General features: G+C 62.1%; 25 protein-coding genes. 11 read left to right on the top strand and 14 right to left on the bottom strand.

Annotated features, from left to right (window positions below):
• Positions 1-15 precede the first annotated feature (15 nt).
• Positions 16-708: a translation initiation factor IF-3 gene (infC, locus tag B0E55_RS25405; protein WP_003944008.1), complete on the bottom strand. Its 693-nt coding sequence runs from the start codon at positions 706-708 to the stop codon at positions 16-18.
• Positions 709-1,078: 370 nt separating this feature from the next.
• Between infC and B0E55_RS25400 the strand changes: the two genes are divergently transcribed.
• Positions 1,079-1,447: a DUF1844 domain-containing protein gene (locus B0E55_RS25400; RefSeq protein WP_020907885.1), complete on the top strand. Its 369-nt coding sequence runs from the start codon at positions 1,079-1,081 to the stop codon at positions 1,445-1,447.
• A gap of 1 nt (position 1,448) precedes the next feature.
• On the top strand, positions 1,449-1,865 hold the full coding sequence (locus tag B0E55_RS25395; protein WP_019748618.1) for a DUF1801 domain-containing protein: 417 nt from the start codon (positions 1,449-1,451) through the stop codon (positions 1,863-1,865).
• A gap of 5 nt (positions 1,866-1,870) precedes the next feature.
• Here B0E55_RS25395 and B0E55_RS25390 read toward each other — a convergent pair whose 3' ends face one another.
• The gene (locus B0E55_RS25390) at positions 1,871-2,581 is read right to left on the bottom strand and encodes a helix-turn-helix transcriptional regulator (RefSeq protein ID WP_019748619.1); all 711 of its coding nucleotides are present in this window, start codon (positions 2,579-2,581) and stop codon (positions 1,871-1,873) included.
• 80 nt (positions 2,582-2,661) lie between these two features.
• On the opposite strand from B0E55_RS25390, the gene B0E55_RS25385 reads away from it, so the two are divergent.
• Entirely contained in the window at positions 2,662-3,372 is a 711-nt protein-coding gene (locus tag B0E55_RS25385; RefSeq protein WP_080910701.1) for an alpha/beta fold hydrolase, read from the top strand.
• Positions 3,373-3,444: 72 nt separating this feature from the next.
• On the opposite strand, the gene uvrA is transcribed toward B0E55_RS25385, so the two are convergent.
• Positions 3,445-6,405, bottom strand: coding sequence for an excinuclease ABC subunit UvrA (uvrA, locus tag B0E55_RS25380; protein ID WP_024487477.1), 2,961 nt, complete (start codon positions 6,403-6,405; stop codon positions 3,445-3,447).
• 174 nt (positions 6,406-6,579) lie between these two features.
• Between uvrA and B0E55_RS25375 the strand changes: the two genes are divergently transcribed.
• The gene (locus B0E55_RS25375; protein ID WP_020969731.1) at positions 6,580-7,266 is read left to right on the top strand and encodes an MBL fold metallo-hydrolase; all 687 of its coding nucleotides are present in this window, start codon (positions 6,580-6,582) and stop codon (positions 7,264-7,266) included.
• A 28-nt stretch (positions 7,267-7,294) separates the two neighbouring features.
• Here B0E55_RS25375 and B0E55_RS25370 read toward each other — a convergent pair whose 3' ends face one another.
• Positions 7,295-7,864 carry a DUF2716 domain-containing protein gene (locus B0E55_RS25370; RefSeq protein ID WP_241896145.1) on the bottom strand — a complete coding sequence of 190 codons (570 nt, stop codon included), beginning with the start codon at positions 7,862-7,864 and terminating at the stop codon, positions 7,295-7,297.
• A gap of 245 nt (positions 7,865-8,109) precedes the next feature.
• Here B0E55_RS25370 and B0E55_RS25365 point away from each other — a divergent pair, with 245 nt between their 5' ends.
• The 3 genes from B0E55_RS25365 to B0E55_RS25355 all read left to right on the top strand — a co-directional run bounded on the left by B0E55_RS25365 (position 8,110) and on the right by B0E55_RS25355 (position 12,002).
• The gene (locus B0E55_RS25365; protein WP_080910700.1) at positions 8,110-9,042 is read left to right on the top strand and encodes a DoxX family protein; all 933 of its coding nucleotides are present in this window, start codon (positions 8,110-8,112) and stop codon (positions 9,040-9,042) included.
• A gap of 132 nt (positions 9,043-9,174) precedes the next feature.
• Positions 9,175-11,457 (top strand): HelD family protein, encoded by a 2,283-nt coding sequence (locus tag B0E55_RS25360; RefSeq protein WP_020969733.1) that lies wholly within the window; start codon positions 9,175-9,177, stop codon positions 11,455-11,457.
• Positions 11,458-11,540: 83 nt separating this feature from the next.
• Positions 11,541-12,002, top strand: coding sequence for a DUF732 domain-containing protein (locus B0E55_RS25355; RefSeq protein ID WP_019748626.1), 462 nt, complete (start codon positions 11,541-11,543; stop codon positions 12,000-12,002).
• 1 nt (position 12,003) lies between these two features.
• Here B0E55_RS25355 and B0E55_RS25350 read toward each other — a convergent pair whose 3' ends face one another.
• The 3 genes from B0E55_RS25350 to uvrB all read right to left on the bottom strand — a co-directional run bounded on the left by B0E55_RS25350 (position 12,004) and on the right by uvrB (position 15,728).
• The gene (locus B0E55_RS25350; RefSeq protein ID WP_019748627.1) at positions 12,004-12,456 is read right to left on the bottom strand and encodes a universal stress protein; all 453 of its coding nucleotides are present in this window, start codon (positions 12,454-12,456) and stop codon (positions 12,004-12,006) included.
• A 188-nt stretch (positions 12,457-12,644) separates the two neighbouring features.
• Complete coding sequence (locus tag B0E55_RS25345) at positions 12,645-13,520, bottom strand: SCO6745 family protein (RefSeq protein ID WP_029538185.1); 876 nt, start codon at positions 13,518-13,520, stop codon at positions 12,645-12,647.
• Positions 13,521-13,565: 45 nt separating this feature from the next.
• Positions 13,566-15,728, bottom strand: coding sequence for an excinuclease ABC subunit UvrB (gene uvrB, locus B0E55_RS25340; RefSeq protein WP_019748629.1), 2,163 nt, complete (start codon positions 15,726-15,728; stop codon positions 13,566-13,568).
• An 86-nt stretch (positions 15,729-15,814) separates the two neighbouring features.
• Between uvrB and B0E55_RS25335 the strand changes: the two genes are divergently transcribed.
• The gene (locus B0E55_RS25335) at positions 15,815-16,333 is read left to right on the top strand and encodes a DUF402 domain-containing protein (RefSeq protein WP_080910699.1); all 519 of its coding nucleotides are present in this window, start codon (positions 15,815-15,817) and stop codon (positions 16,331-16,333) included.
• A 4-nt stretch (positions 16,334-16,337) separates the two neighbouring features.
• On the opposite strand, the gene coaE is transcribed toward B0E55_RS25335, so the two are convergent.
• Positions 16,338-17,552 (bottom strand): dephospho-CoA kinase, encoded by a 1,215-nt coding sequence (gene coaE / locus B0E55_RS25330; RefSeq protein ID WP_021334024.1) that lies wholly within the window; start codon positions 17,550-17,552, stop codon positions 16,338-16,340.
• 159 nt (positions 17,553-17,711) lie between these two features.
• Here coaE and B0E55_RS25325 point away from each other — a divergent pair, with 159 nt between their 5' ends.
• A complete protein-coding gene (locus B0E55_RS25325; RefSeq protein WP_003944056.1) occupies positions 17,712-17,927 on the top strand; it encodes a hypothetical protein in 216 nt (71 codons plus the stop codon).
• Positions 17,928-18,101: 174 nt separating this feature from the next.
• Here B0E55_RS25325 and rpsA read toward each other — a convergent pair whose 3' ends face one another.
• Entirely contained in the window at positions 18,102-19,589 is a 1,488-nt protein-coding gene (gene rpsA, locus B0E55_RS25320; RefSeq protein ID WP_019748632.1) for a 30S ribosomal protein S1, read from the bottom strand.
• A gap of 338 nt (positions 19,590-19,927) precedes the next feature.
• Between rpsA and B0E55_RS25315 the strand changes: the two genes are divergently transcribed.
• Positions 19,928-20,773, top strand: a complete 846-nt coding sequence (locus B0E55_RS25315) for a class I SAM-dependent methyltransferase (RefSeq protein WP_070797320.1) — start codon at positions 19,928-19,930, stop codon at positions 20,771-20,773.
• A 3-nt stretch (positions 20,774-20,776) separates the two neighbouring features.
• Here B0E55_RS25315 and B0E55_RS25310 read toward each other — a convergent pair whose 3' ends face one another.
• From B0E55_RS25310 to B0E55_RS25295, 4 genes are all read right to left on the bottom strand, one after another.
• Positions 20,777-21,538, bottom strand: a complete 762-nt coding sequence (locus B0E55_RS25310) for an amino acid ABC transporter ATP-binding protein (RefSeq protein WP_080910698.1) — start codon at positions 21,536-21,538, stop codon at positions 20,777-20,779.
• Positions 21,535-22,491, bottom strand: a complete 957-nt coding sequence (locus B0E55_RS25305) for an amino acid ABC transporter permease (protein WP_003944035.1) — start codon at positions 22,489-22,491, stop codon at positions 21,535-21,537. The genes B0E55_RS25310 and B0E55_RS25305 overlap by 4 nt, the downstream gene beginning before the upstream one ends.
• Positions 22,491-23,363: an ABC transporter substrate-binding protein gene (locus B0E55_RS25300; RefSeq protein WP_060939346.1), complete on the bottom strand. Its 873-nt coding sequence runs from the start codon at positions 23,361-23,363 to the stop codon at positions 22,491-22,493. Before B0E55_RS25300 ends, B0E55_RS25305 begins: the two co-directional genes overlap by 1 nt.
• A gap of 206 nt (positions 23,364-23,569) precedes the next feature.
• On the bottom strand, positions 23,570-24,667 hold the full coding sequence (locus B0E55_RS25295; RefSeq protein ID WP_080910697.1) for an isocitrate/isopropylmalate dehydrogenase family protein: 1,098 nt from the start codon (positions 24,665-24,667) through the stop codon (positions 23,570-23,572).
• Between B0E55_RS25295 and B0E55_RS25290 the strand changes: the two genes are divergently transcribed.
• Positions 24,633-25,208: a 2'-5' RNA ligase family protein gene (locus B0E55_RS25290; protein WP_223257901.1), complete on the top strand. Its 576-nt coding sequence runs from the start codon at positions 24,633-24,635 to the stop codon at positions 25,206-25,208. The two genes, B0E55_RS25295 and B0E55_RS25290, sit on opposite strands and share 35 nt — an antisense overlap.
• Here the strand turns inward: B0E55_RS25290 and B0E55_RS25285 are convergent.
• On the bottom strand, positions 25,153-26,082 hold the full coding sequence (locus tag B0E55_RS25285) for a DMT family transporter (protein ID WP_080910696.1): 930 nt from the start codon (positions 26,080-26,082) through the stop codon (positions 25,153-25,155). The two genes, B0E55_RS25290 and B0E55_RS25285, sit on opposite strands and share 56 nt — an antisense overlap.
• Positions 26,083-26,122 lie beyond the last annotated feature (40 nt).

The following is a 26,122-nucleotide window of genomic DNA, read 5'->3' as shown; positions in this document are numbered from 1 at the left end:
ATCTTGGGAAATCGACTAGCTGGCCGGAGCCTCGGGAGCGGCATCGCCGGTCGCCGGTGCTTCCGGAGCTGCTTCACTGGAAGCCGGTGCGGCCGGAGCCGGACGCGGAGCAGCCTGAGCCACTGGCGCCTGAGCGCTCTCCTGCGCCTTGACGCGAGTCTTGGCGCCCTTGTGCGGTGCCAGGACCATCGTCATGTTTCGGCCGTCCTGCTTTGCCGAGGTTTCGACGAATCCGAGATCTGCGACGTCTGCTCCCAGACGCTGCAGAAGGCGGTAGCCGAGTTCGGGGCGTGACTGCTCACGTCCGCGGAACATGATCGTGACCTTGACCTTGGAACCGGCTTCGAGGAAGCGAACGACGTTGCGCTTCTTGGTCTCGTAGTCGTGGTCGTCGATCTTGGGTCGGAGCTTCTGCTCCTTGATGACCGTCAGCTGCTGGTTCTTACGTGACTCACGTGCCTTCTGTGCAGCCTCGTACTTGAACTTGCCGTAGTCCATGATCTTGCAGACCGGTGGACGGGCATCAGGAGCTACCTCGACCAGGTCGAGGTCGGCCTCAAGGGCCAAGCGGAGTGCATCTTCAACACGCACGATGCCTACCTGTTCCCCGCCAGGTCCGACCAAACGAACCTCGGGAACGCGGATACGATCGTTGATGCGGGTCTCAGTGCTGATGGGGCCTCCTAGGTTGAACGGTGCGGTCTTCATGACCGCACGCAGCCCGTACCGCCCGCACCCCAACAAAAAAGCCCCGCTGTGATGATTGCTCATCCGCGGGGCCCGATGTCGACCGATCACATAAGATCCAGCTCACGCCGAAACCTATCTCCTCGACTGAGCGAGGAACCTGACGAAGAATTGATCTCCGATAACAGGTGACCGGAACCACTGAACTGCAGTTTCACCTGCCGTGCAGAGGTGGGAGTCGGACTCCACTTGCTGCCCCCGAACAAGTCGGAGGCGGTCGTTGCAACAAGAGTAACAGGTCGCCACAGATGAAAGAAATCGGTGCCGCTCCCAGTGCTGCCGGGAGAGGCCCGATTCAACACGACCACAGCCTGATGGAATCCTTACAACCATGAGTGAGAACTTCGAGGCAGATCAGAACACCGACGGCGCGAACCCCGACGTCCGCGAACTCTCCGAAGTTCCCGCGGTCGAGGTCATCAGCCGCGCCGCAGTGATGCTGATGAGTTCGGCTGCCGAAAAACTCGGCCTCTCCGACGCCGATCCGTCTTCCAGTCCCTATCTGGACCTCGACGAAGCTCGTCGAGTCATCACGGCGCTTGCCGGACTCGTGACTGCGTCGGTCGAATACCTCGGCCCCCACGCCGGACCCATCCGTGAAGGCCTTCAAGCCCTGCAGCGCGCATTCCGTGAGGCCTCCTCGCACCCGGACGAGCCAGGAAAGGGACCGGGCGAGAAGTTCACCGGTCCGGTCTACTGAGTTGGCAACCGCCAACAAAACTCAACCGACGCCCGAGGACGTCGACGCATTCATTTCACGCGTCGACGACCGCAAGCGTGCCGACAGCGTGGAGTTGATCTCCTTGCTGTCGGCCGCGACCGGCGAGCCTGCCGTCATGTGGGGCTCGAGCATCATCGGTTTCGGGGCACGGCACTACCGGTATGCGAGTGGCCACGAAGGTGACACCCCACTGATCGGGTTCTCCCCCAGGGCCACCGCGCTCACGTTGTATTTGTCGCTGAACTTCGACGACTACACCGACACACTGGCGCGCCTCGGCAAGCACAAGATCGGCAAGGGCTGCCTGTACGTCAAACGGCTGAGCGACGTCGACATGGCAGTCCTGACCGAACTGATCGCGGATTCCGTTGCCGCAGCCCGCAACATGATCGACTGAACAGGTCACCTTCGTGGGGCTACAGGCCGAGCGTCTTCGGGCGGTTGGCCGAACAGGGTCGAATCCCGTGGTGTGAAGTGATCGTTCGTGAGCGTGGCCCGACGCATTCGATCGAGTCGAAACCACCGCACCGCGTCGCGCTGGCGACACCAGCCGATGAGAAACCACTGCCCACGGTCCTGCGCCAGAATGTGCGGCTCAACTGCCCGCACCGTCTCCGCACCGTCCCCATCCACGTAGTGCAACGACACGACGCGACTCTGTTCGAGCCCCTGCTCGACGGCCCGCCGGTTCGTGCGCGAATCCGCTACTACCCCGCCGTCGCCGCGAATCCACACACGGCCACCGAGTTCGGCGACCTTACGACGACTCTCCTCGTCCATCACGTCGAGCAGTTTCGCCAGAGCTGCTCGTCCGTCCGGCGCAAACGGGGCGTCACCGGCCGCCGTCAAGGCCAACGCGATTGAAACTGCTTGCGGAACAGTGAAATTGACCGGCGGTAGCGTGGCGCGACCTACGAGTCGGTATCCACCCCCGGGGCCCGAGCGCGCCTCGATCGCCGCGCCCGACATCATCAGAGTCTCGATATCCCGCTTGATCGTCCGGGTGGTGACACCGAATTCCTCGGACAATCGGGAACACGTAGCCCCTCGATCGCCCTGTCGCCGAAGCTCTTCGACGAGAGCGTGCAATCTCGCAGCTCGATTCACGTTCACCAGTGTCGCAGATTTCGATACCAAACAGTGACATAATTGGTGACACTCTGTTGTCACCAACCTGATTGCACAGTGAGTCCATGAAAACTCACATCGTTCTTGTTCCCGGATTCTGGCTCGGCTCATGGGCTTGGGACGCAGTCCTCCCCCACCTCGAGCGCTCCGACACCACCCGCGTGACCAGCCTGACGCTGCCCGGACTCGACGCCGTCGATGCAGATAGATCAGCGGTCACCTTCGACGCCCACGTCCGCGCAGTCATCGACGCTGTATCGGATTCAGACGAACGTACGGTCCTGGTCGTGCACAGCGGCGCCGGCCCGGTGGGATACGCGGTAACCGATCGCATCCCGGATCGGGTCGCGCGGATCATCTACGTCGATTCAGGTCCCATGCCCGACGGCGCGGCGCTGCGACCGGATCTGGCCGCTGACGTCGTCGAGATACCGCTGCCGACGTGGGCAGAACTTGAAGCAGACGGCAGCAGCCTCGAAGGACTCGACGAGAAGGCTCTCGAGGCGTTTCGCGCCAACGCCGTCCCCGAACCGGCCGGGCCGGCGCGTGAGCCGATTGTCCTGACGAACGAAAAGCGCTACCAGGTGCCGTCAACCGTCGTTTGCAGCACGTTCCCGTCCGCGGTGATTGCCCAGATGGCCGACGGAGGTCATCCGATGGCCGCAGAACTGGCGAAACTCCCCGTGACGTACGTCGACCTCCCGACGGGCCATTGGCCGATGTGGTCGCGCCCCGAAGACGTCGCCCAGGTGATCCTCGAGGCCGCCGCTTCCTGATCGACAAAGCAGTGATGCCGGATCGGATTCCGACCCGGCATCACTGACCGACTGCTACTTGCTCACCTTCTACTAGCTCACGGAAGCAGCTTTCTTCCGTGGCGCCGCCTTCTTTGCGGCAACTGCCTTCGTTGCACGCTTCTTGGTGATCGGCTTGGCCTTGACGGGCGCGTGCTGTGCGGTGAGAACCTCACTGAGGAACTTGCCCGTGTAGCTCTCGGGGACCGCGGCAACGTCCTCCGGGGTACCTTGCGCCACAACGGTTCCGCCGCCGGATCCACCTTCGGGCCCCATGTCGACGACCCAGTCCGACGTCTTGATCACGTCGAGGTTGTGCTCGATCACGATCACGCTGTTGCCCTTGTCGACCAGACCGTTGATCACGATCAGGAGCTTGCGGATGTCCTCGAAATGCAGACCCGTGGTGGGCTCGTCGAGGATGTACACCGTGCGACCGGTGGACCGCTTCTGCAACTCGGCGGCCAGCTTGACGCGCTGCGCCTCACCACCGGACAGGGTCGGAGCCGGCTGACCCAGTCGGACATAGCCCAGTCCGACGTCGACCAGCGTCTTGAGGTACCGGTGAATAGAGGTCACCGGCTGGAAGAACTCGGCGGCTTCCTCGATGGGCATGTCGAGTACCTCGGCGATCGACTTGCCCTTGTAGTGGACCTCGAGCGTTTCGCGGTTGTACCGAGCGCCGTGGCATACCTCGCAGGGCACGTACACGTCCGGCAGGAAGTTCATCTCGATCTTCAAGGTTCCGTCGCCGGAGCACGCCTCGCAGCGTCCACCCTTGACATTGAACGAGAATCGGCCGGGCTGGTAACCGCGGACTTTCGCTTCCGTGGTGGCCGCGAACAGGGTTCGGATCTTGTCGAACACACCGGTGTACGTCGCCGCATTCGATCGCGGAGTCCGGCCGATCGGAGACTGATCGACCTGCACGAGCTTGTCCAGCTGATCGAGACCGTTGATTCGTGTGTGACGGCCAGGCACCTGGCGTGCACCGTTGAGCTTGTTCGCCATGACGGTCGCGAGAATGTCGTTGACCAACGTCGACTTGCCCGAACCGGAGACACCGGTGACAGCGGTGAGAACACCCAGCGGGAAACTTACGTCGATGCCGTCGAGATTGTGCTCGCGAGCTCCGACGACCGTGACCTGGCGTTTGCGATCCACCGGCCGACGAATGGCCGGAACCTCGATGAAGCTGCGACCCGACAGGTAGGCCCCGGTCAAAGACTCTTCACACGTCAGCAGTTCTTCGTACGGTCCGCTGTGGACGACCTTGCCGCCGTGCTCGCCGGCGTACGGTCCGATGTCGACCACCCAGTCGGATGTACGGATCGTGTCTTCGTCGTGTTCGACGACGATCAGCGTGTTGCCGAGGTCGCGCAGGCGCGTCAGGGTTTCGATCAGTCGCCGGTTGTCACGCTGGTGCAGGCCGATGGACGGCTCGTCGAGTACGTAAAGCACGCCGACCAGTCCGGATCCGATCTGTGTTGCCAAGCGAATTCGCTGGGCTTCGCCACCGGACAACGTGCCCGCGGCTCGCGAGAGGGAAAGGTATTCCAGGCCGACGTCGAGCAGGAAGCCGAGGCGCGCCTGAACTTCCTTGAGGACCTGACCCGCGATTGCCTCTTCACGCGAGCCGAGAGTGAGGCTGTTCAGGAAATCCGCGCAATCGGAGATCGACAGTTCACAGACCTCGGCGATGGACTTACTGCCGAAGTCTCCCGCCGCGATAGTTACCGACAGGATTTCGGGGCGCAGGCGAGCACCACCACACGCCGGGCACGGGGTGTCGCGCATGTACCCGTCGTAGCGTTCCTTCATCTGATCGGATTCGGTCTGCTCGAGGCGGCGATGCAGGAAGGGCATCACACCTTCGAACTCCGCGTAGTAAGAACGGGTACGGCCGTACCGATTCTTGTACCGGACGTGCACCTGCTCCTCACTGCCTTCGAGGATCGCTTTGCGGGCCTTCGCCGGCAACTTGTTCCACGGCGTCTTCATGTCGAAACCGAGGATGTCGCCGAGGCCGGACAGCAGGCGTCCGAAGTACTCGGAACTCTGGCCCATCGACCACGGCGCGATTGCACCGTCTTCGAGACTCAGGTCAGGATCGGGAACCACCAGATCCGGGTCGACCTCCTTGCGGATACCGAGGCCGGTGCATTCCGGGCAGGCGCCGTAGGGCGAGTTGAAGGAGAACGAGCGCGGTTCGAGATCGTCGATCGCGAGTGCGTGGCCATTCGGGCAGGCCAGCTTCTCGGAGAAACGACGCTCACGATCAGGTGCATTTTCTTCACGGTCGACGAAGTCGAGGACCACGATGCCTTCGGCCAATCGAAGTGCGGTCTCGACCGAGTCGGTCAGGCGCTGCTTCGAACTCGCCTTGACCTGCAAGCGGTCGACCACGACTTCGATGTCGTGCTTTTCCTGTTTCTTGAGCTTCGGCGGATCGGCCAGCGAATGGACGACTCCGTCGACGCGCACGCGCGAGTAGCCCTGGGTGTTGAGCTGATCGAAAAGGTCGACGAACTCGCCCTTACGAGTACGGACCACTGGTGCGAGGACCTGGAACTTGATGCCCTCTTCCATCTCGAGCACCTGGTCGACGATCTGCTGCGGGGTCTGACGTGCGATCTTCTCACCACAGACCGGGCAGTGCGCAGAACCTGCGCGGGCATAAAGGAGCCGGAGGTAGTCATAGACCTCGGTGATCGTGCCCACCGTCGAACGGGGGTTGCGGTTGGTCGACTTCTGGTCGATGGACACCGCCGGCGACAAACCCTCGATGAAATCGACATCGGGCTTGTCCATCTGACCGAGGAACTGACGCGCGTATGCCGAGAGTGACTCGACGTAGCGACGCTGACCTTCGGCAAAGATCGTGTCGAACGCGAGGCTGGACTTGCCGGAGCCGGACAACCCGGTGAAGACGATCAGGCTGTCTCGCGGGAGGTCGAGATCGACTCCTCGCAGATTGTGCTCACGCGCACCCCGCACGATCAGGCGATCCGCCACACCAATTCCCTTCATTGTCAATCGTCCGGGGCCGTCCCCCCGGAGAAGTCTCGAGTGGCCTCGCAAACGCGAGTCCTCGAGCGATCGTCATCGTAGGCCGAGCCACCGACACGTTTTTCTCACCAGGCGAGCCCATCGCTCTACCTGCCCCTATTCGAAGGTAGCCTGCGTTTCATGACGAATCAGCCCATCGTGATCGACGACTCCTACACCGGTCAGGTCTCCCCCGATTCTGCCCCTCAGCGGCGCACAGTCGACGGTGCCGTCATCACGAAGATGTCGGTCGGCCCCATGGACAACAACACTTACCTCGTCGTCTGTTCCGCGACCGGGAAATCTCTCCTGATCGATGCGGCCAACGAGGCCGAGAAGATCATTGCGCTCATCGAACAGGAAGCACCTGTTTTCGATTCCATCGTCACCACCCATCAACACGGCGATCACTGGTTGGCTTTGCAGGACGTCCACGCTGCCACCAAGGTGCCGACCGCCGCTCACCCTCTCGACGCGGAGGTCCTTCCCGTCACCCCGGACGTACTCCTCGAAGACGGCGACAAGGTGACAGTAGGCAATCTGAGCCTCGACGTCATCCACCTGTCCGGCCACACGCCCGGTTCCATTGCGTTGGCTCTGACCGAACCGAACGGGCAGGTTCACCTCTTCACCGGCGACTCACTCTTCCCCGGCGGCGTAGGCAAGACCGCCGACCCCGAGAAGTTCACTTCCCTGCTCGACGATGTGGAAAACAAGCTGTTCGGAAGGTACGACGACGCGACTGTCGTCTACCCCGGGCACGGCAAGGACACGACGCTGGGTACCGAGCGCCCGCACCTGGCGGAATGGCGCGAGCGCGGTTGGTGACGTTTCACCTGTTCCGTACTGGACCCCGCTAACCGACTTCCTGACTATCGACCTGTTCACCGTCGACGCGAAGTCGCGGAAGCCAGGTCGACAGAGTCCGGCCGAGTCCTTCGACCATCCGTTCCCCGAACACACACAGCGTGCGTTCCCACGGATGGCCGAAGGTCCCTTCCGTGAAGTCGTCACGACTGAATATGTAGTAGTCGCCGTTCGGATAGATCGGGACACGCCACTCCGCCAACTCTTTCGCGGCAGCATGCGCCTCCGCGTCGAAGGTGTAGCCCGGATGCTGCCAATCCAGAACGACGAAGTTGGGATCGTCGTTCCAATCGGTGACAAAACAGCGCAACGCTTCGGCGTTGATCGCATCCACGCGAGCGGCCCACGCCCCTGGAGTCGCAGCTGGCGCCGCACCCAAATCGAAGACCACGGACGGGATGGGCTCGGCGATGGCGGGCCAAGATCGTGCGTCGATGCCGGGAGTGAACCCAAAGCGCACACGAAAGATCGCCCAGTTTCTCTCGTTCTCCTCATCCGACAGCTGTCCCCAGCCGGCAGGAAGGGTCGAGCCGAAGTTCTGAGTCATCTTGGTGGTCACAACACCATCGTGCTCGAACGGTGCGCATTGTGTGACACCTTCGAACACGCCGTATGCGGATACGCGGTAACGGATACTTCAGAACGGTGTGTCCGGATCGGTGGAGAAGTCATCGACGCAGTACAGCGCGCTTCGGCGACCAGGAATCCGTCAACCGGGTCAGGCGTCGCGGGATCGCCGAACCGGACCAATTCCTTGTGAGATCGCTAGGGTGGAAAACGAACCTACATCGGGAGGCTTGAAACATGCTGGTACGTCGAATTGCTCGTCCACTGCTTTCCACGATCTTCATCGCCGGGGGAATCGATGCTTTGCGCAACCCCGCTCAGCGAGCAGCCAAAGCGTCACCGCTGATCGACAAATCCGTCGAGACGCTGCCAGGAGCAGTGACGCAGAAGGTGCCTGCTGATCCGGAAACACTCGTCAAGATCAACGCCGCCGTCCAGATCGGCGGCGGTGCCCTGCTGGCCACCGGCAAGGCGCCGCGTCTCGCGTCGTTGGTCCTCGCGGGGAGCCTGGTACCGACCACGCTTGCCGGTCACGACTTCTGGAACGAAACCGATCCGTCACTGCGAGCGATGCAGCGGACCAACTTCATCAAGAACGTCAGCCTGCTCGGCGGACTGATGATCGCGTCCGTCGACACCGAGGGCAAGCCGTCGCTCGGCTGGCGTGGCCGCCGCGCCGCGAAGAAGGCTCAGACGTCTATCGCCGCGGCACTTCCGTTGGTCGCATCGCAGACCGATCACACGAGCGATCGCGTCGAACACGCTCTGTCGGTGGCGTCCGAACGCGGTTCCGAACTTGCCGAAACCGCAAAGGCTCACGGCACGGATTGGCTCGAATTTGCCAAGGAGCGCAGCTCCGAGTTCGCGGAGATCGCGAGCAAGCGTGCCGCGGAATTCGGAGAGGTCGCCAAAGAACGCGGCCCGGACATCCTCGAAGTCGCGCAGAAGCGCGGCTCCGAACTGGCCGAGACCGCACGTGAGCGCAGCGCCGAACTGGCAGAGCTGGCGAGCAAGCGCAGCTCTGAGTTCGCCGAACTCGCGCTCGAAAAGAGCAACGAGTGGGCAGAAACGGCGTCGGAGCAGACCGAGGTGCTGGGTAAGCGTGCCCGAAAGCGCGCCGAGAAGGCGCTCGAAAAGGCTCGCGCCAAGAAGGACGAATTGACGCACTGAGTGCACCGAAAAACACGGTCAGGCCACCTTCGGGTGGCCTGACCTGTATCTATGCGGCAGTTCATCTGGGGGAACTAGACTGCCTTGGCGCTTTTGCAGCGCGTGAATTTCTCATCAAGCCTAGGAGATCCTTTGCCCGACGCGGACCCGTCACTGAACGAGCAAGAGCTCGAGCAGCAGTACGTGACGATGTTGTACTCCCGTCTCGACGATCTTCGAAAGTATGCCCAAACTCGCTTGAGCACGGTCCTCCTCGAGACCGGCGGAACCCCGCAAGCACGCAGTGAACGCGAATCCTTCAATGCCATGTACACCGAGGATCTCGCCAAGTACGACGCAGCCGAGAACGGAATGTGTTTCGGACGCATCGACTTCGACGACGAGCGCCGCTACGTCGGCCGACTCGGAATTCTGGACACCGACAACGACTACGAAACGCTACTGCTCGACTGGCGAGCTCCGATGGCACGCCCGTTCTATCTGGCGACGCCCGCGGCACCTGAGGGCGTCAAGCGACGACGCCATATCCGCAGTCGGAGCCGAACAGTCACCGGAATCAACGACGAATACCTGGACCTCGACGCTGCCCGAGCCGCCGGCGTGGTGACCGAAGCCGGTGGCGTCGCCGGTGAGAGCGCACTCCTGGACGCTCTGAACGCAGCGCGTACGGGTCAGATGAACGACATCGTCGAGACCATTCAGAGTGAGCAGGATGCCATCATCCGCTCCGAGCACAAAAGCGTTCTGGTGGTCCAGGGCGGTCCGGGTACCGGCAAAACCGCAGTCGCCCTTCACCGTGCCGCGTTCCTGCTCTACACCTACCGCCAGCAACTGGCCAAGGCCGGTGTTCTCATCATCGGGCCGAACGCGACGTTCCTCGACTACATCAGCCAGGTCCTTCCTTCACTCGGTGAGACCGGAGTTCTGCTCTCGACGATCGGGGACCTGTACCCCGGAGTGCGTGCGACTCGTACGGATTCCCTCGCCGCCGGTGAGATCAAGGGTTCCCTCGCGATCCTCGACGTACTCAAGAACGCCGTCCGGGATCGGCAGGAAGTCCCGTCGAAGCCGATCACCCTTCGATTCGACACGTACGACTTGAAGCTGGATCGCAAGACTGTCACGAAGGCTCGCGGACGTGCTCGGTCGTCGCGTCGCCCACACAACCTGGCGCGCCCGATCTTCGTGGCAGCAGTCATCGAGGCGTTGGCACTGCAGATGGCCGAACTCATCGGCGGCAACCTCGTGGACGGCGGCTCACTCCTCAGTCGGGACGACATCGCCGACATTCGCGACGAGATGCGTGAGGACGCGGACATCATGTCCGCCATCGGAAAGCTGTGGCCTGAATTGTCGCCGCAGCAAATCCTCGCGGAACTGTGGACCTCTCCGGCGAGGTTGGCCAAGGCAGCGCCGCAACTCGACGACGCCCAACGCGACGAGCTTCTGCAGAGCGTCGGACCGGGTTTCAGTGCGGCAGACGCTCCCCTCCTCGATGAACTGGCCGAGATCCTCGGAGTCGACGATGCCGCCGAACGCGAACGCGCACAACGTGAATGGCGCGCGCAGATCGCCGACGCCCAGGGCGCCCTCGACATCCTCACCGGCTCTGCACCACAGGATCTCGAAGACGAGATGGACCCCGAGATCTTGATGGCGTACGACTTGATCGACGCCAGCCAACTCGCCCAGCGCCACGATCAGGGCCAGCGCCAGACCACGGCAGAACGCGCTGCCGGCGACCGAACCTGGACCTACGGTCACGTGATCGTCGACGAAGCCCAAGAGCTCTCCGAAATGGCGTGGCGAATGCTGATGCGGCGCATACCGAATCGCTGGATGACGTTGGTCGGCGATACAGCTCAGACCGGTGATCCCGCGGGAACCTCGTCCTGGCAGAAGATTCTCGAGCCTTACGTCGCCAAGCGCTGGAAGCTCACCGAACTGACCGTCAACTACCGAACTCCCTCGGAGATCATGGATGTCGCGCACCGTGTGCTCGAAGAGATCGACCCGGAGCAATCCGTGCCCCGGTCGGTACGCGACAGCGGATTCGCGCCGTGGGCACTCAAGACCACGGCCGAAGAATTGGAATCGACCGTGCGCCGTTGCATCGAGTCCGAGTCACATCCCGGTATCACCGCAGTGATCGCCGGTTCCGAGGTCGTTGCCGATCTGGCGGGCATTGCGAGTGAGACCGTAAGTGTCCTGTCGGTCAAGGACGTCAAGGGACTCGAGTTCGACACCGTGTTGATCGTCGAACCTGCCGACATTCTCGACGAGTCACCACGCGGAATGAACGACCTCTACGTCGCGTTGACCCGCGCTACCCAGAGGCTCGGCATCATTCACGTCGAGTCGCTCCCCGCGGTTCTCGACGGCGTCGCGGCAGCAGAGTTGGCCTTCGATTCGTGAGCCTCACGGAGTAGGTTCGTGCGTGACACCACGAATCGTGGTGTCACCCCAATTTGTGTCGACGACTGAAGGAATGACCCCTCGTGCTTGGCCTGCCCGCAAGTTCCGCCGCACCCTTCCGCAAGATCGCTCGCGTAGTGATCGGTGTCGGGATGCTTGCGGCGGTGACAGCCGGTTGTTCAGAGGATGATTCGAGTTCAACGGCTGCTGCAGGCAGCGACGACATCGCTGCTGTTGCTGCCGCACCGACCGAAAAACCGGTAGACGATGCCGAACGGTTGCGGGCGGCGCTCGCGTCTACGGGGGTCAAGCCCGCCTTTTCCGACGACATGTTGCAGGCGCTCGGTGACGGCGTCTGCCAGCAACTCGCGGCCGGCACGGATCGAGCGATGATCATCGCGAATCTGCGGACGGTATCGCTGAACGGCGCGAGCGAACCGATGGTCACCACCGGAAACGACTCGGCCGCATCGACAACGCCCCCCAGCGCCGATCAGCTGGCTGAAGTGTTCGTCGATGCGGCCGAGGCCGACTACTGCCGGTAGGTCAGCGAACGGTGTGCACGATCAGGACATCGGATGTCGCCTTGCGCGCCGCATCGGAAGGCACCGATCCGAGCAGACGCCCGGTCAGTGTGTTCAATCCGCGATTTCCGACGACCAGCAAGTCACCCTTGACCTCGTCGAGCAAAGCGAGAAGCGATTCGACGGGAGCGCCGACGATAGCGCGCTCGACAACATCCTTTGCACCCTGGGCATGTGCGCGCTCACGAGCGGTGCGAAGGATCTCGTAGGTCGGAGCGGAACCGGTGACCTGGTAGGCCTCGTTACCCAACGCATCAGCGGCAGCGCTCACGTCCTTGGGATCAGCCGGGTAATACGCACACGCGATGACGAGCTGAGCGTCCGAGCCACTGGCAATGGCGGCAGCTCTGTCGACTGCCTTCAGTGACGACTCGGAGCCATCGGTTCCTACGACAACGGTCCGGTAGGCACTCATTCATTCCTCCATGGTTACGGGACGGACGGTACGGCCGGCACCGGGCGCAACGCTGTTGCGCCCGCTCGACAACCGCTGCGCTGACATTAGCGGGATTGTGCCGCGGATAGTGTTATTTGCAGTACACGCCACAAGCCCACAATGAATGTGATTCTTCGTCACAGACACATTTGTGCGGCGGTGACCACTCAGCGAAGTTTGCCGAAGCGGGGCCCGAACAGCGCCGCCGGAAAAACTTCCTGCTCGACCAGGGCGGTACGCCACGGCGTCGCCAATTCCAGCAACCGCTTGGCACCCTCCTCACCCAGCGCATCCCACGGAGCCAAAGCGAGGTCGTCAGTCAGGTCTTCGACGACGTCACGCAGTTCCTGCCCGTCCTCGGTCAGTGCACCGGACGAACGATCCAGCAGTTCGCGGTCCTTCAAACTCTCGACGGCCTCGTCCCACTGTTCCTGCGACCATCCGCGGCGAGTCTGCGCGAACTTACGCTGAAACCCGATTCCCGTCGCGGTGTGCGTGATCAACGCGTCCAGGCCGTTCAATCCCGCGGTCTGAAGAGCCGCAATGTGGCCGTCGCCGCGATACTCACGCAGCAGTGTCAGCGCGTGCCAGAAACGCAGGTGCGGTTCGGTCGGCCAGTCGAGCGACGCCCAACCCGCGTACAGGGGGCGGCCGTCCACTCCGGGTATGTTCTGAGCCGCGATCGACACGAGTTCGGCGGCCTCGGCCATGTCTGCCGATCCTGTCACGTCCGCACCGAACAGGCGGACGTACGCCGCGTCGATTGCCCGATACCGCGCGGCGACAACCTCTGTGGGCCTTGCCAATTCCCAGGCACGTGGGATGACGCTGGCGATCAGTTCGGGATTGAAGTTGAAGAAGGTGGCCGTGACGACAGTCGCGGGTGGAGCGCCGAGCGGTGCTGATCGCCCCGCGAAGTACACCATTCGGCCGGGCTCCAACCCGACGCCGACAAGCTCCTTCTCCGTCTCCGGGACGAAGTACGCCAACGAGTGGAGAAGTTCGAGCGTCCGCGCGGTCTTGCCTGCAGTCTGTGCATCCATACCTGAAACCGTAGCGGTCGAGAGCACGAACCCACGCGAGGCGACCTACTTGAGACCCGCGGCGTCCATCCCTCGGAGCTCCTTCTTCAAATCCGAGATTTCGTCTCGCAATCGCCCAGCCAACTCGAACTGAAGGTCGCGTGCAGCGTTCATCATCTGATCGGTGAGTTCCTTGACCAGATCTGCCAATTCGGCCCGAGGCATCGATTTGGTGTCGCGCCCCTCGTACACACCGGCACTGACCGCACGACCGGCCTCACCCTGCGCACGCCGACCACGCGTCGCATTGCGACCCGAACCACCGACGTCCACTGACGCCGCAGTGTCCTCTGCCTCCTCGTACACCTGATCGAGAATGTCCGCGATCTTCTTGCGTAGAGGTTGTGGGTCGACGCCCATCTTCTCGTTGTAGGCGACCTGCTTCTCGCGCCGCCGCTCGGTTTCCTCGATGGCCTGCGCCATGGATGCGGTGATCTTGTCCGCATACATGTGCACTTGACCGGACACATTTCGAGCCGCTCGACCAATCGTCTGAATGAGGCTGGTGGAGCTACGGAGGAAGCCTTCCTTGTCTGCATCGAGGATCGCGACCAGCGACACCTCGGGGAGGTCGAGTCCCTCACGCAGGAGGTTGATGCCGACCAACACGTCGTACTCGCCCAGGCGGAGCTGCCGGAGCAGCTCGACTCGGCGGAGCGTATCGATATCCGAGTGCAGATACCGGACGCGAATTCCGAGTTCGAGAAGGTAGTCGGTCAGGTCTTCCGACATCTTCTTGGTCAACGTCGTGACCAGCACACGCTCGTCACGTTCGGCACGCTCACGGATCTCGTGAACGAGATCGTCGATCTGCCCCTTGGTGGGTTTGACGATGACCTCGGGATCGATCAATCCGGTCGGGCGAATCACCTGCTCGACGAACTCACCGCCGGACTGACCTAACTCGTACTTACCGGGCGTCGCCGACAGGTAGACGGTCTGACCGATCCGCTTACTGAATTCTTCCCAAGTCAGAGGGCGGTTATCGGTTGCCGACGGTAGCCGGAATCCGAATTCGACCAGGTTGCGCTTGCGCGACATATCGCCCTCGTACATGGCGCCGATCTGCGGAACTGTCACATGTGACTCGTCGATGACCAGCAGGAAATCTTCGGGGAAATAGTCGATCAAAGTTGCGGGGGCAGTTCCAGGGCCACGGCCGTCGATGTGGCGCGAGTAGTTCTCGATGCCGGAGCAGAATCCGACCTGCTTGATCATCTCTAGGTCGTACTGCGTTCGCATGCGCAGACGCTGAGCTTCGAGAAGCTTGCCCTTGCCCTCGAGTTCGGCGAGCCGCTCTTCCAGTTCCGCCTCGATGTCCTTGGCCGCACGCTCCATGCGTTCAGGGCCGGCGACGTAGTGCGTCGCCGGGAAGATGCGAACCGTGTCGACCTGGCGAACGATGTCCCCGGTCAGTGGATGTAGGTAGTACAGCGCCTCGATCTCGTCACCGAAGAATTCGATGCGGACCGCCAGCTCTTCGTAGGAAGGAATGATCTCGACAGTGTCGCCGCGCACCCGGAACGAACCTCGCGTGAACGCCATGTCGTTGCGGTTGTACTGAACGTCGACGAGCAGACGGAGGAACGCGTCGCGCGGTACCTCGACACCGACGTCGAGCTGAATCGAGCGATCGAGATACGACTGCGGTGTACCGAGGCCGTAGATGCACGACACCGAGGCCACCACGACCACATCCCGTCGTGACAGAAGGCTGGACGTTGCCGAGTGGCGAAGCCGCTCGACGTCGTCATTGACCGACGAATCCTTCTCGATGTAAGTGTCCGTCTGGGCGATGTACGCCTCGGGTTGGTAGTAGTCGTAGTACGAGACGAAGTACTCGACCGCGTTGTTGGGAAGCATTTCCCGAAGCTCGTTCGCGAGCTGAGCCGCCAAGGTCTTGTTCGGAGCCATCACCAAAGCCGGGCGCTGCAGCTTTTCGATCAACCACGCTGTTGTCGCGGACTTACCGGTACCGGTCGCACCGAGGAGGACAACGTCCTTCTCTCCCTCATTGATCCGTTTTTCAAGCTCGGCGATAGCTGCCGGCTGATCGCCTGCCGGTTCGTACGGGCTGACGACCTCGAAGCGCGCGTCTGAGCGCTCGATGTCACCAACCGGCCGAAACTCGGAATGCGCGACCACGGGATGTTCGGAAGCAAACGCCATGAAACCAGGGTAGGCGCACCCACCGACACAATGCCTGCTCGTCCGCGTTCAGCCGAAAATGCAGTTCGGCGGTAGGTTCTTCGACCATGAGCGAGGAACGTCCCCACATTCACCGGCCGAAGGTCGAAACCTTCGACATCGCAGCTCGCACCAACGTCGATCCCAAGGGTTTCGTTCGCCCGGTCGAGCACTACCGCGAAGAACCGTGGGGGCTGTACATGGCGCGCCACGCCGACCATCCCCGGTTTCACTACCTGGAGTCCTGGATCATTCCCGAACTCGGAATTCGAGCATCGATTTTCCACTTCACACCAGAGCATGTCCGCGACTGGGATTTCTATGTCGACATCGGCGACTTCATCCGCGGCGAGCATGTCTGGACCTCCGAGGACCACTACCTCGACCTGATCGTGCAGACCGGACACAGCGTCGAATTGCTCGACGTCGACGAATTGCTCGAGGCGAACACCGCCGGGATTCTCGACCCGAAGACGTCAGAGCGCGCGATGCTGAACGCGGCCCGCGCTATCGACGGCATCGCCGCCCACGGTCACGATCTCGACGCCTGGCTCACCTCGGTGGGCATGCCGGTCACGTGGCGCTGAGCGGTTAGAGGGACCAGCCTGATTTCTCGGCCCACTCCCACGCCCGGTGGAAAGCGGCGTCGAACCACGGCGTCTTGACTCCCAGGTAGGCGTCGATCGCAGCGGCGTAGTCGTCGATGCCTGCGGCACTCTCGGCTGCCTTGACCTTGAGTTCTGCATACTCGGCACGCGCCGACGCATCGGCGCGAAGCCAGTCGCGGAAGAGGATCGCGAACTGCTGACCGGGCCAACCGTCCACCCGAATGTGAATGTTCGCGCGGCGCCCTGGATCGGCACTGCCGTGAATCCGCTTTGCCCACACCGCCGGATCGGTTTCACCACCGAGGTACGACGGTTTCGGGTCGTCGGCGACGATGTGCTCGATCCGGGGGAACCCGGCAGCGGCCAGATCTTCCGCGAGGTCGTCGGCAACGCCGAGGTGCTCGACAGTGATCTGAATGTCGATCACGTCCTTGGCATCGAGACCAGGCACCGCGGTCGATCCGATGTGATCGATACGGCGCGCGCGGTCGCCGGACGCCAGCGACAACCGGCCGATGATCCGTTCGGCCTGTGCCGGCCACGACGGGTCAGCTGGAGCCAGCTCCGGCAGTGCACGTACTACCGTGCGCTCGCGGAGGTTCTTCTCGAAAGGTACAAGTCGATTCGCCCACAGGTCGCGGACCACGTCGTCGAGTGAACCCGGCTCTCCGCTGTTGTCGAGCCACACGTCGGCAACCGCACGACGCTGATCGTCATGTGCCTGCGCTGCGATGCGCGCACGAGCGTCGGATTCCGGCATGCCGCGTGAGCCCACCAAGCGTCGAACTCGTTCCTCCTCGTCGACGTAGACGATGACGACCAGGTTGAACGCCGGCGCCATCGAACCCTCGACCAACAGCGGAATGTCTTGAACGAGCACTGCATCCGACGGCGCAGACGAGATCTGCTCCATCGTCCGCGCACCGATAAGTGGATGGAGGATGCCATTGAGAGTTCCGCGTGACGTGTCGTCGGCAAACGCCAACGAGGCCAGCGCGGGGCGGTTGAGGCTGCCGTCCTCGGACAGAATCCCGTCGCCGAATGCATCGACCAGAGCGGCCAGGCCAGGAGTACCGGGCTCGACCACTTCTCGGGCGATCAGGTCGGCGTCGACGATGACGGCTCCCAGTTCGCTGAGGATTTTCGACACTGTCGACTTACCGGCTCCGATGCCTCCAGTGAGGCCTACTCTCAACACACTCGACAGTCTCTCATCTCCGCGCCCGAGAGATTGAGACACGCCTACCGATCGAACACGCCGAGGCGTTCGAGGCTCAAATACCACAATTTCGGTGACCGTGCGGTTATGTTCTAGCGAACGCACCTGTACCTGCACCTTCTCGAGAAAGTGGACGCCATGCGAGCAGATCGCGACCATCACGGTCAGCACCGCCTCGGAATGCCGAACGGCGTGCACTGCATAGAGTTTCCCGAAGTTGCTTTTGCCCTGGCAGAGCACCGTCGTACGTGGTTCACGATGCTCGTGAGCCAAGGCCGACACAGCTTCGCATCGATGCGTAAGCGCACAGCCGAAGCGACCGCCACCTACTGGGTGCCTGCTCCCGCAAACTGAGTTTTTTCACGAAGTACAAAATGACCGGCAACCCTACGGTGCCGGTCATTTCTGTGTTCACTCACTGAGTTCTTCGCGCGCCAGTGGTACCTGACCGAGAAAAGAACCCCGCCCCTGCAAGTGCAGGGGCGGGGTTCTTCACAGATCTCGCTTGATCAGATCAAGCGGTAATCCTTATGCGTTGCCCGACAGCTTCTCGCGAAGTGCGGCGAGCTGCGCATCGCTGGCAAGCGATCCGCCAGCGGACTCTGCCGGAGCGGAGCCGGCAGCAGCCGGAGCCTCGGCATCGTCTGCAGCAGCCGTCTCCGAGGAGTAGCCGGCAGCAGCGGTGGCAGCCTCAGCGGCCTCGTCTGCAGCGGTCTTCTCCATCTGAGTGGTGTGCATCTTGTGACGACGCTCAGCCTCGGCGTAGCGGTTCTCCCACTCTTCGCGCTGCTTGTCGAAGCCCTCGAGCCATTCGTTGGTCTCGGGATCGAAGCCCTCGGGGAAGATGTAGTTGCCCTGCTCGTCGTACGAGTCGGCCATGCCGTACTTGGACGGATCGAACTCGGCGTTGTAATCCTCGTTGGCCTGCTTCAGCGACAGCGAGATACGACGACGCTCGAGATCGATGTCGATGACCTTGACGAGTGCATCGTCGCCGACGCCGACAACCTGGTCCGGAACCTCGACGTGGCGCTCAGCGAGCTCCGAGATGTGAACGAGGCCTTCGATTCCCTCTTCGACGCGCACGAATGCACCGAACGGAACCAGCTTCGTGACCTTGCCGGGCACGATCTGGCCGATGGCGTGCGTGCGGGCGAACTGACGCCACGGATCTTCCTGCGTTGCCTTGAGCGACAGGGAGACGCGCTCGCGGTCCAGGTCGACGTCGAGAACCTCGACGGTGACCTCGGTGCCGACCTCGACAACCTCGGACGGGTGATCGATGTGCTTCCAAGACAGCTCGGAAACGTGAACCAGACCGTCTACGCCGCCCAGGTCCACGAATGCACCGAAGTTGACGATGGAGGACACGACGCCCTTGCGGACCTGGCCCTTCTGGAGCTGGTGCAGGAATTCGCTGCGAACCTCGGACTGAGTCTGCTCGAGCCATGCGCGGCGCGACAGGACCACGTTGTTGCGGTTCTTGTCGAGCTCGATGATCTTGGCCTCGATCTCCTTGCCGACGTACGGCTGGAGGTCGCGGACGCGACGCATTTCGACGAGCGAAGCGGGGAGGAAGCCACGAAGACCGATGTCAAGGATGAGGCCGCCCTTGACGACCTCGATGACGGTGCCCTTGACGGCCTCGTCCTTCTCCTTGAGCTCCTCGATGGTGCCCCAGGCACGCTCGTACTGAGCGCGCTTCTTCGACAGGATCAGTCGACCTTCTTTGTCCTCCTTGGTGAGGACGAGAGCCTCGACCGCATCTCCCACGGAGACGACCTCGTTGGGGTCGACGTCGTGCTTGATGGAGAGCTCACGAGAAGGGATGACACCTTCGGTCTTGTAACCGATGTCGAGCAGAACCTCGTCGCGGTCGACCTTGACGATGGTTCCTTCGACGATGTCACCATCGTTGAAGTACTTGATCGTGGCATCGATGGCGGCGAGGAAGTCCTCGGCGGAGCCAATGTCGTTAATGGCAACCTGCGGCGAGGTGACGGTTGTGGAGGGCATATGTTGAATTGCTCCGGACGAGTTGTGGTCGGTTGATGGATTTTGTCGGACGAGATGCGCAACTGTGGCGTACAAATGTTGGAAGTACTTTTGTGAAGTACTAGATCGAAGTACCCAGCTGCATCAATAACGAACAACCGAATACCGGATCACATTCCACACCACGGAAGCGCACCGCGAGCTCCCTCGGTCCAACTGATTCCGAGACCTTGGTAAAGATCCCGTATAGACAATCGGTCGGATGACAGACACTCGCGTGAGTAAGACTACGCGTCGGCTATCTTGCCGGGCAAACCCGGGTACCCTGCGCCCGCATCGCCCGTTCTACTGTGTTGTTCATGTCTGACGAGCGCCATGCCGCCGCCAATTCCATTCTCGGCACCAGCGGTGTCGGCCGGGTCCGTGTCGATTCCAGTGCCAGCGACCGTGCCAGCCGTGCGTGGTGGGACGCCGACGCCGACGATTACCACCGAACCCACGGCGAGTTTCTGGGCGTGAACAGCGCGGAAGGTGAATTCGTCTGGTGCCCCGAAGGGCTGCACGAGGGCGATCACCACTTACTCGGCGACATAGTCGACAAAGACATATTGGAAGTGGGTTGCGGCTCGGCGCCGTGTGCCCGATGGCTCGCCGGACACGGTGCTCGGGCCGTCGGTCTCGACATCTCGATGGGGATGCTCGCCCGCGGGCTGGACGCGATGAATGCCGGCGGACCGGCAGTCCCGTTGATTCAGGCAAGTGCGGAACTCCTGCCATTTGCCGACGAGAGTTTCGACATCGTCTGTTCTGCGTTCGGCGCCGTCCCGTTCGTTGCCGATTCGCAGCGAGTGATGAACGAAGTCGCCCGGGTTCTGCGTCCCGGCGGATCGTGGGTCTTTGCCGTCAACCATCCGATCCGATGGATCTTCCCCGACGATCCCGGGCCGAAGGGCTTGACCGCGACCCTCCCGTACTTCGACCGCACTCCGTATGTCGAGGTCGATGACAACGGAGTCCCCACCTACGTCGAGCATCACCGCACCATCGGCGACCGGGTTCGTGAGATCGTCGCGGCCGGACTTCAGGTGCGCGACATCATCGAGCCCGAATGGCCGGAGTGGTTGGACCGCGAATGGGGACAGTGGAGTCCCCTGCGCGGCCAACTCTTTCCGGGCACTGCAATTTTCAGCGCCGTCAAACCCTGACGGCTACAGCAGCTTCGACAGGAACGCCTTGGTCCGATCGTGCTGCGGATTGGCCAGGAGTTCCCGGGGCTCGCCCGCCTCGACCACAACTCCCCCGTCCATGAACACCAACTGATCTGCGACCTCGCGGGCGAAACCCATCTCGTGGGTGACGACCACCATCGTCATGCCTTCTTTGGCCAATTGCTTCATCACAGTGAGAACTTCACCGACGAGTTCGGGGTCGAGCGCGGACGTCGGCTCGTCGAACAGCATGAGCTTCGGGTCCATCGCGAGAGCGCGGGCGATGGCAACTCTTTGCTGCTGACCACCCGACAACTGGGCCGGGTAGGCGTTGGCTTTGGCGCTCAACCCGACCTGATCGAGGAGGTCCTTCGCTCGTTCGACAGCCTTCTTCTTACCGACGCGCTTCACCTGCGTCGGCGCTTCGATGATGTTCTCGAGAGCGGTGCGGTGCGGGAACAGGTTGAAGTGCTGAAACACCATCCCGATGTCGCGGCGTTGTTTGGCCGCTGCTCGCGGGTGGAGTTCGTACAGTTTGCCGTTCTTCTCCGAGTAGCCCACCAGGTCGCCGTCGACGTACAGTCGGCCGGCGTTGACCTGCTCGAGGTGATTGATGCAGCGCAAGAACGTCGACTTGCCCGACCCGGACGGCCCGACGAGGCACAGAACTTGGCCGGGATCGATTTCGAGTGAGACCCCTTTGAGAACCTCGAGCGCGCCGAAGTTCTTACAGACCCGGTCTGCCTTGACCATCGGTGTCATCTGCGTTCTCCTCCTGGAATATCCGGGAGTGTCTCCACTACCGTTTCTTTGCCCTGTGCGTCGGCGAGTGCCTGAAGCTGGCGAGTGGTGAGCGTCCTCGTCGACCCTTTCGAATAGTGGCGTTCGACGTAGTACTGGCCGACCATGAGAACACTGGTCATTGCGAGGTACCACGTAACCGCGACCATCAAGAGTGGGATCGGCTCGAAATTTGCACCGGATATGTCTCTCGCTCGTCCGTAGAGTTCGGTACTCAACGGCACTGCGGTCACCAGCGAAGTCGTCTTGAGCAAGCTGATCAATTCGTTGCCGGTCGGTGGGATGATCACCCGCATCGCCTGGGGAAGGACCGTTCGCCGCATCGTCTGGCCCCACGTCATTCCCAAAGCCACTGACGCTTCGGTCTGACCTTCGTTGACCGAGGCGATACCTGCACGGACGATTTCGGCCATGTACGCCGCCTCGTTCAATGCGAGTCCGATGACTGCGAAGAGAAACGCCGCCTGGAGATCTTGCATGTCGAAATGCACGAACTGATGGACGAACGGAACGCCGAGATCGATGCTCTTGTATATGGAGGGGAAGAGACCCCAGAAGACGAGCTGGACGTAAACGGGCGTGCCGCGGAAGACCCACAAATACACCCAGGCAGCGGACTTCAGCACCGGGTTCGGCGACAGCCGCATTACCGCGAGGACGATGCCCAGAACGATCGCGGCTGCCATCGACAGAATTGTCAGTTGAATGGTGACCCAGGCGGCCTTCGAAATTCGAGCGTCGAAGAGGTACTGGCGGTAAGTCGCCCAGCCGAACTGTTCATTGGTCGCCGAACCGTAGATAAAGAGCCCCACCAGGACCACCACCACGACTGCTGCGACCCATCGGCCCGGTCTGCGCAGTGGGATCGCCTTGATCGGCGCCGGATCGCCAGTCTCAGTTGTTGTCATGTTCATCAGCTTTCCGCGCCGTTGATCTTGGATACTTCGATGACGCCGGCCTCGACACTCCAGGTCTGCGCGATCTGTTGATAGACACCGTTGTCGATCAGGTACTGCATTGCCTGCTGCAGGGCGGGACCAAGGGCGGAACCCTTCACGATCGGCCAGCCGTACGGCGCGGAATCAAAGGGCTCACCGGCAGCTTCCATCCGCCCCTTACTCCGTTTGATCGCGTAGCCGGTCACCGGTGAATCAGCGGACAACGCGTCGACTCGACCGAGGATGAGCGCGTTGGCCGCATCGTCCTGACTGTCGTACTTGATCTTCTCGATGGGCGGCTTGCCCGCAGCAACGCATGCCTCGCTCTTGGCGGGTACTTCGTCGATGTCCTCGGTAGTTGTGGTCTGTACCGCCACTCGCAACCCACACGCATTGTTCGGGTCCACGGGATTGTCCGGCCGCTGAGCCCACTGGATACCTGCGCTGTAGTACGTGACGAAGTCGACCGACTTCTCCCGCTCCTTGGAGTCGGTGAACGAAGACATGCCGAGGTCGTAGCTTCCCGACTGGATAGCGGGGATGATCTTGTCGAAGTCGGCCTGGTTATAGACAGCTTCGACCCCGAGCACAGTCGCCACTGCGTTCATGATGTCGACGTCGAAGCCGACGATTTTGCCATTCTCATCTTTGAATTCGTTTGGTGCGTAAGGAATGTTGACCCCGACCTGCAGCTTGCCCGACTCCCTGACGTTCGGGGGCAACAGGGCGGCGATCTCGGGCACCTTCTGGATGTCAAGTGGCGGCCCCTCCGGAACGAGGCCCTCGTTGTTGGTCACACACCCGCCGCACAGTGCGACGATCAAGCCCACCAACAGGACTCGCACCACGTTGGTGCGGATACGCCCGCCACTGCTCGAGCCATAACCCACGCCACGTGGCCTTGGTGCCCGTGCGTTTTCATCGACCACGACTCTGCTCTCCACTCGTCGATCGCCGCACTTGCAACGTCCATCCGAAATTCAGTCGAACGGTAGGTTACGGCAGGAGTTCCACCGTCGCCGACTTCGCAAGATTCCGGCCTGTCGTACAAGAATCAGCGACGCAGAGTGTGTGCGTACACGACTTCGGAAAATTCGCTGGTCGATGCCAAACCGCCGAGGTCGGCGGTCGCGATACCCGACGCGATGGTCGTGCGAACCGCGTCTGAAATGCGGCGTGCCGCCGCAGACAACAACCGATCTCCCCGCGCATCACCGAGCCAGTCGAGCATCATCGCACTCGAGAGGAACAGTGCCGTCGGGTTCGCCCGGTTCTTCCCGGCGATGTCGGGTGCTGCACCGTGCGCAGCCTGAGCCATGACCTGCGTCTCGGAAGCGTTGATCGACGGCGCGGTTCCGAGTGAACCGGACAGCTCGCCCGCCAGATCCGACAAAATGTCGCCGAACATGTTTTCGGTCACCACGACGTCGAAGTCTCCGCCGCGTCGAACGAGGTGCGCCGCCATCGCGTCGACGTGCTCGTCGTCGACGACTACGTGGGGGTACTCCGCGGCGACGGTTCTGCAGGCGTCGCGGAAGAGGCCGGTGGTCAGTGTCAGGACGTTGGCCTTGTGGACGATCGTGACGTGATTGCGCCGACGCGACGCCAACGCGAAGGCAGTGCGTGCGATCCGTTCGCATGCAGCGCGGGTGAACACACCGACGGCCAGGGCGATGTCTGGCGTCGGCATGAATTCGCCGCTGCCAACTGCCATGTTCCGATCCGCGTACAACCCCTCGGTGTTCTCGCGGACGATCACCAGATCCATGTCGGGGACCATCGCCTTGACGCCGGGGAACGCTGCTGCCGGTCGGATGTTCGCGAACAACTCGAACTTTTTCCGGATGACGCCGCCGGGGGTGAGTTGTCCGCGAAACCTCTCGGGATACGACGCGCTGTCATGGGGTCCGAGGATCCAGCCTTGCAGCTGCCCCAACCCATCGATGGTTTCGTCGGGAATTGGCGTGCCGTGAGTGTCGATGGCCGTACTCCCGAGCGGAAGCTCGACCCACTCGACGGGCGGAGCGTGAACCGATGACAGCGCCGCATCCACGATCTGCCGTGCCGCCGGGACGATTTCGTGGCCGATTCCGTCGCCGTGCATGAGTCCCAGCCGCATGGCCGGAGTACCGATTGCGCTCGCACCTGTCATCAGGCAATCATTGCTCACCATGGTTCAGTCGGTGGAATTGCTCCTCGATCCGGTGAGTGAGTCGGCAGTGCGAGCACAATGGCAGCTACTCGCCGACGCCGGACTACCGAGTCAGGCCTCTCATCACAGCCCGTCCAACCGTCCGCACATCACGCTGTTCGTCGCCCGTGAGATCCCCGCGGAGATCGACGAACTGTTGGTGCGGCGCTTCTCGGCCCCGGACTTCGAGGTCCGGCTGGGTGGCTACGTCGTGTTCGGCGGCAAGCAGATGGTCTTGGCGCGCTCGGTTGTTCCTTCGCGTGCACTCCTTCACCTGCACCGAGAAATAGCCGAGTCAACAGTTGGCTCGACGGCACTTCCCGCCCACGTCGAGCCCGGCGCGTGGACGCCTCATGTGACGCTCGCCCGACGCGTCGAACCTGCACGTCTGGGTGAAGCCATCGCCCTGCTGGGCACCGACGTGATTCAAGGGCGCAGCGGCGGGATCAGGCGCTGGGACGGCGAACAGAAGACGGAATGGTTACTGACACCGCCGGTGTGACAGAGCGGGTTGCACGTCGGGTCACCAGGATTCCCGCGATCACCGCCAGCGCACCAACCGGCTGATTCCAGCCAACGCTTTCGTCCAAGACTATTGCGCCGAGAGCGACGCCCACCACTGGACTGAGATAAGTGACGGTGGACGCCGCAGTCGGCCCCCACCCCTGAACGACGTTGGTGTTCCAGATGAATGCGAGCCCGGTCCCCAGTGCGCCTAGAGCGATCATCGACAGGACAACTGCCGGCGTGAGGTGCATCGGCGTGTTTGCGACGACCGGAGAGGCCAGAACCATCACGAAAGCACCGATACTGATCTGCACAAGCGCGACCGTACGAGTGTCGACGCCGAGAGGAAGCACGAAACGCCTGAGGTAGACAAACGAAATCCCGTACGACGCAGTCGCTCCCAGGCAAGCGACCTGAGCACTCACACTTCCGCCAACGCCGAGATTCCACGGCGCCAACACGATCAGCACCCCACCGAATCCGAGAAGCAACCCCAGCGACTTGTATCGCGTCAGCGTCTCCCCCGGCAGAAAGGCAAGGGAGACAGCCATAGTCATCAGTGGCGTGGTGGCGTTGTAGATGCTCGCGAGTCCCGAGGACATGTTTTGCTCCGCCCAACTGAACAGCAGCCACGGAACGATGCATTGCGTCGCTGCGAGAAAAGCCAGGTGCTTCCAGACACGAAATTCCCTCGGTAGGCCGATCCGGTTGACCGCTGACACGAGAACCAGCGCGAGCGCACCGAAGACCAAGCGCCACAGAACTACCTGCGTGAAGGACAGACCTTCGAGCCCGATCTTCATGAAGAGGAAACTGGCTCCCCACACCACCGCAGCTGCGGTGTATTGAAAGGCCAGACTTGCCCTCAAAGGGTGAAGTCTCCGTGCGGACTGACGTCGTGACGAGTGT

Source organism: Rhodococcus sp. 66b (genome assembly GCF_002076325.1).
Lineage (GTDB): Bacteria > Actinomycetota > Actinomycetes > Mycobacteriales > Mycobacteriaceae > Rhodococcus_F > Rhodococcus_F erythropolis.
Note: the sequence above shows the minus strand (reverse complement) of the source record. Positions and strands in the feature narration are given on the sequence as shown.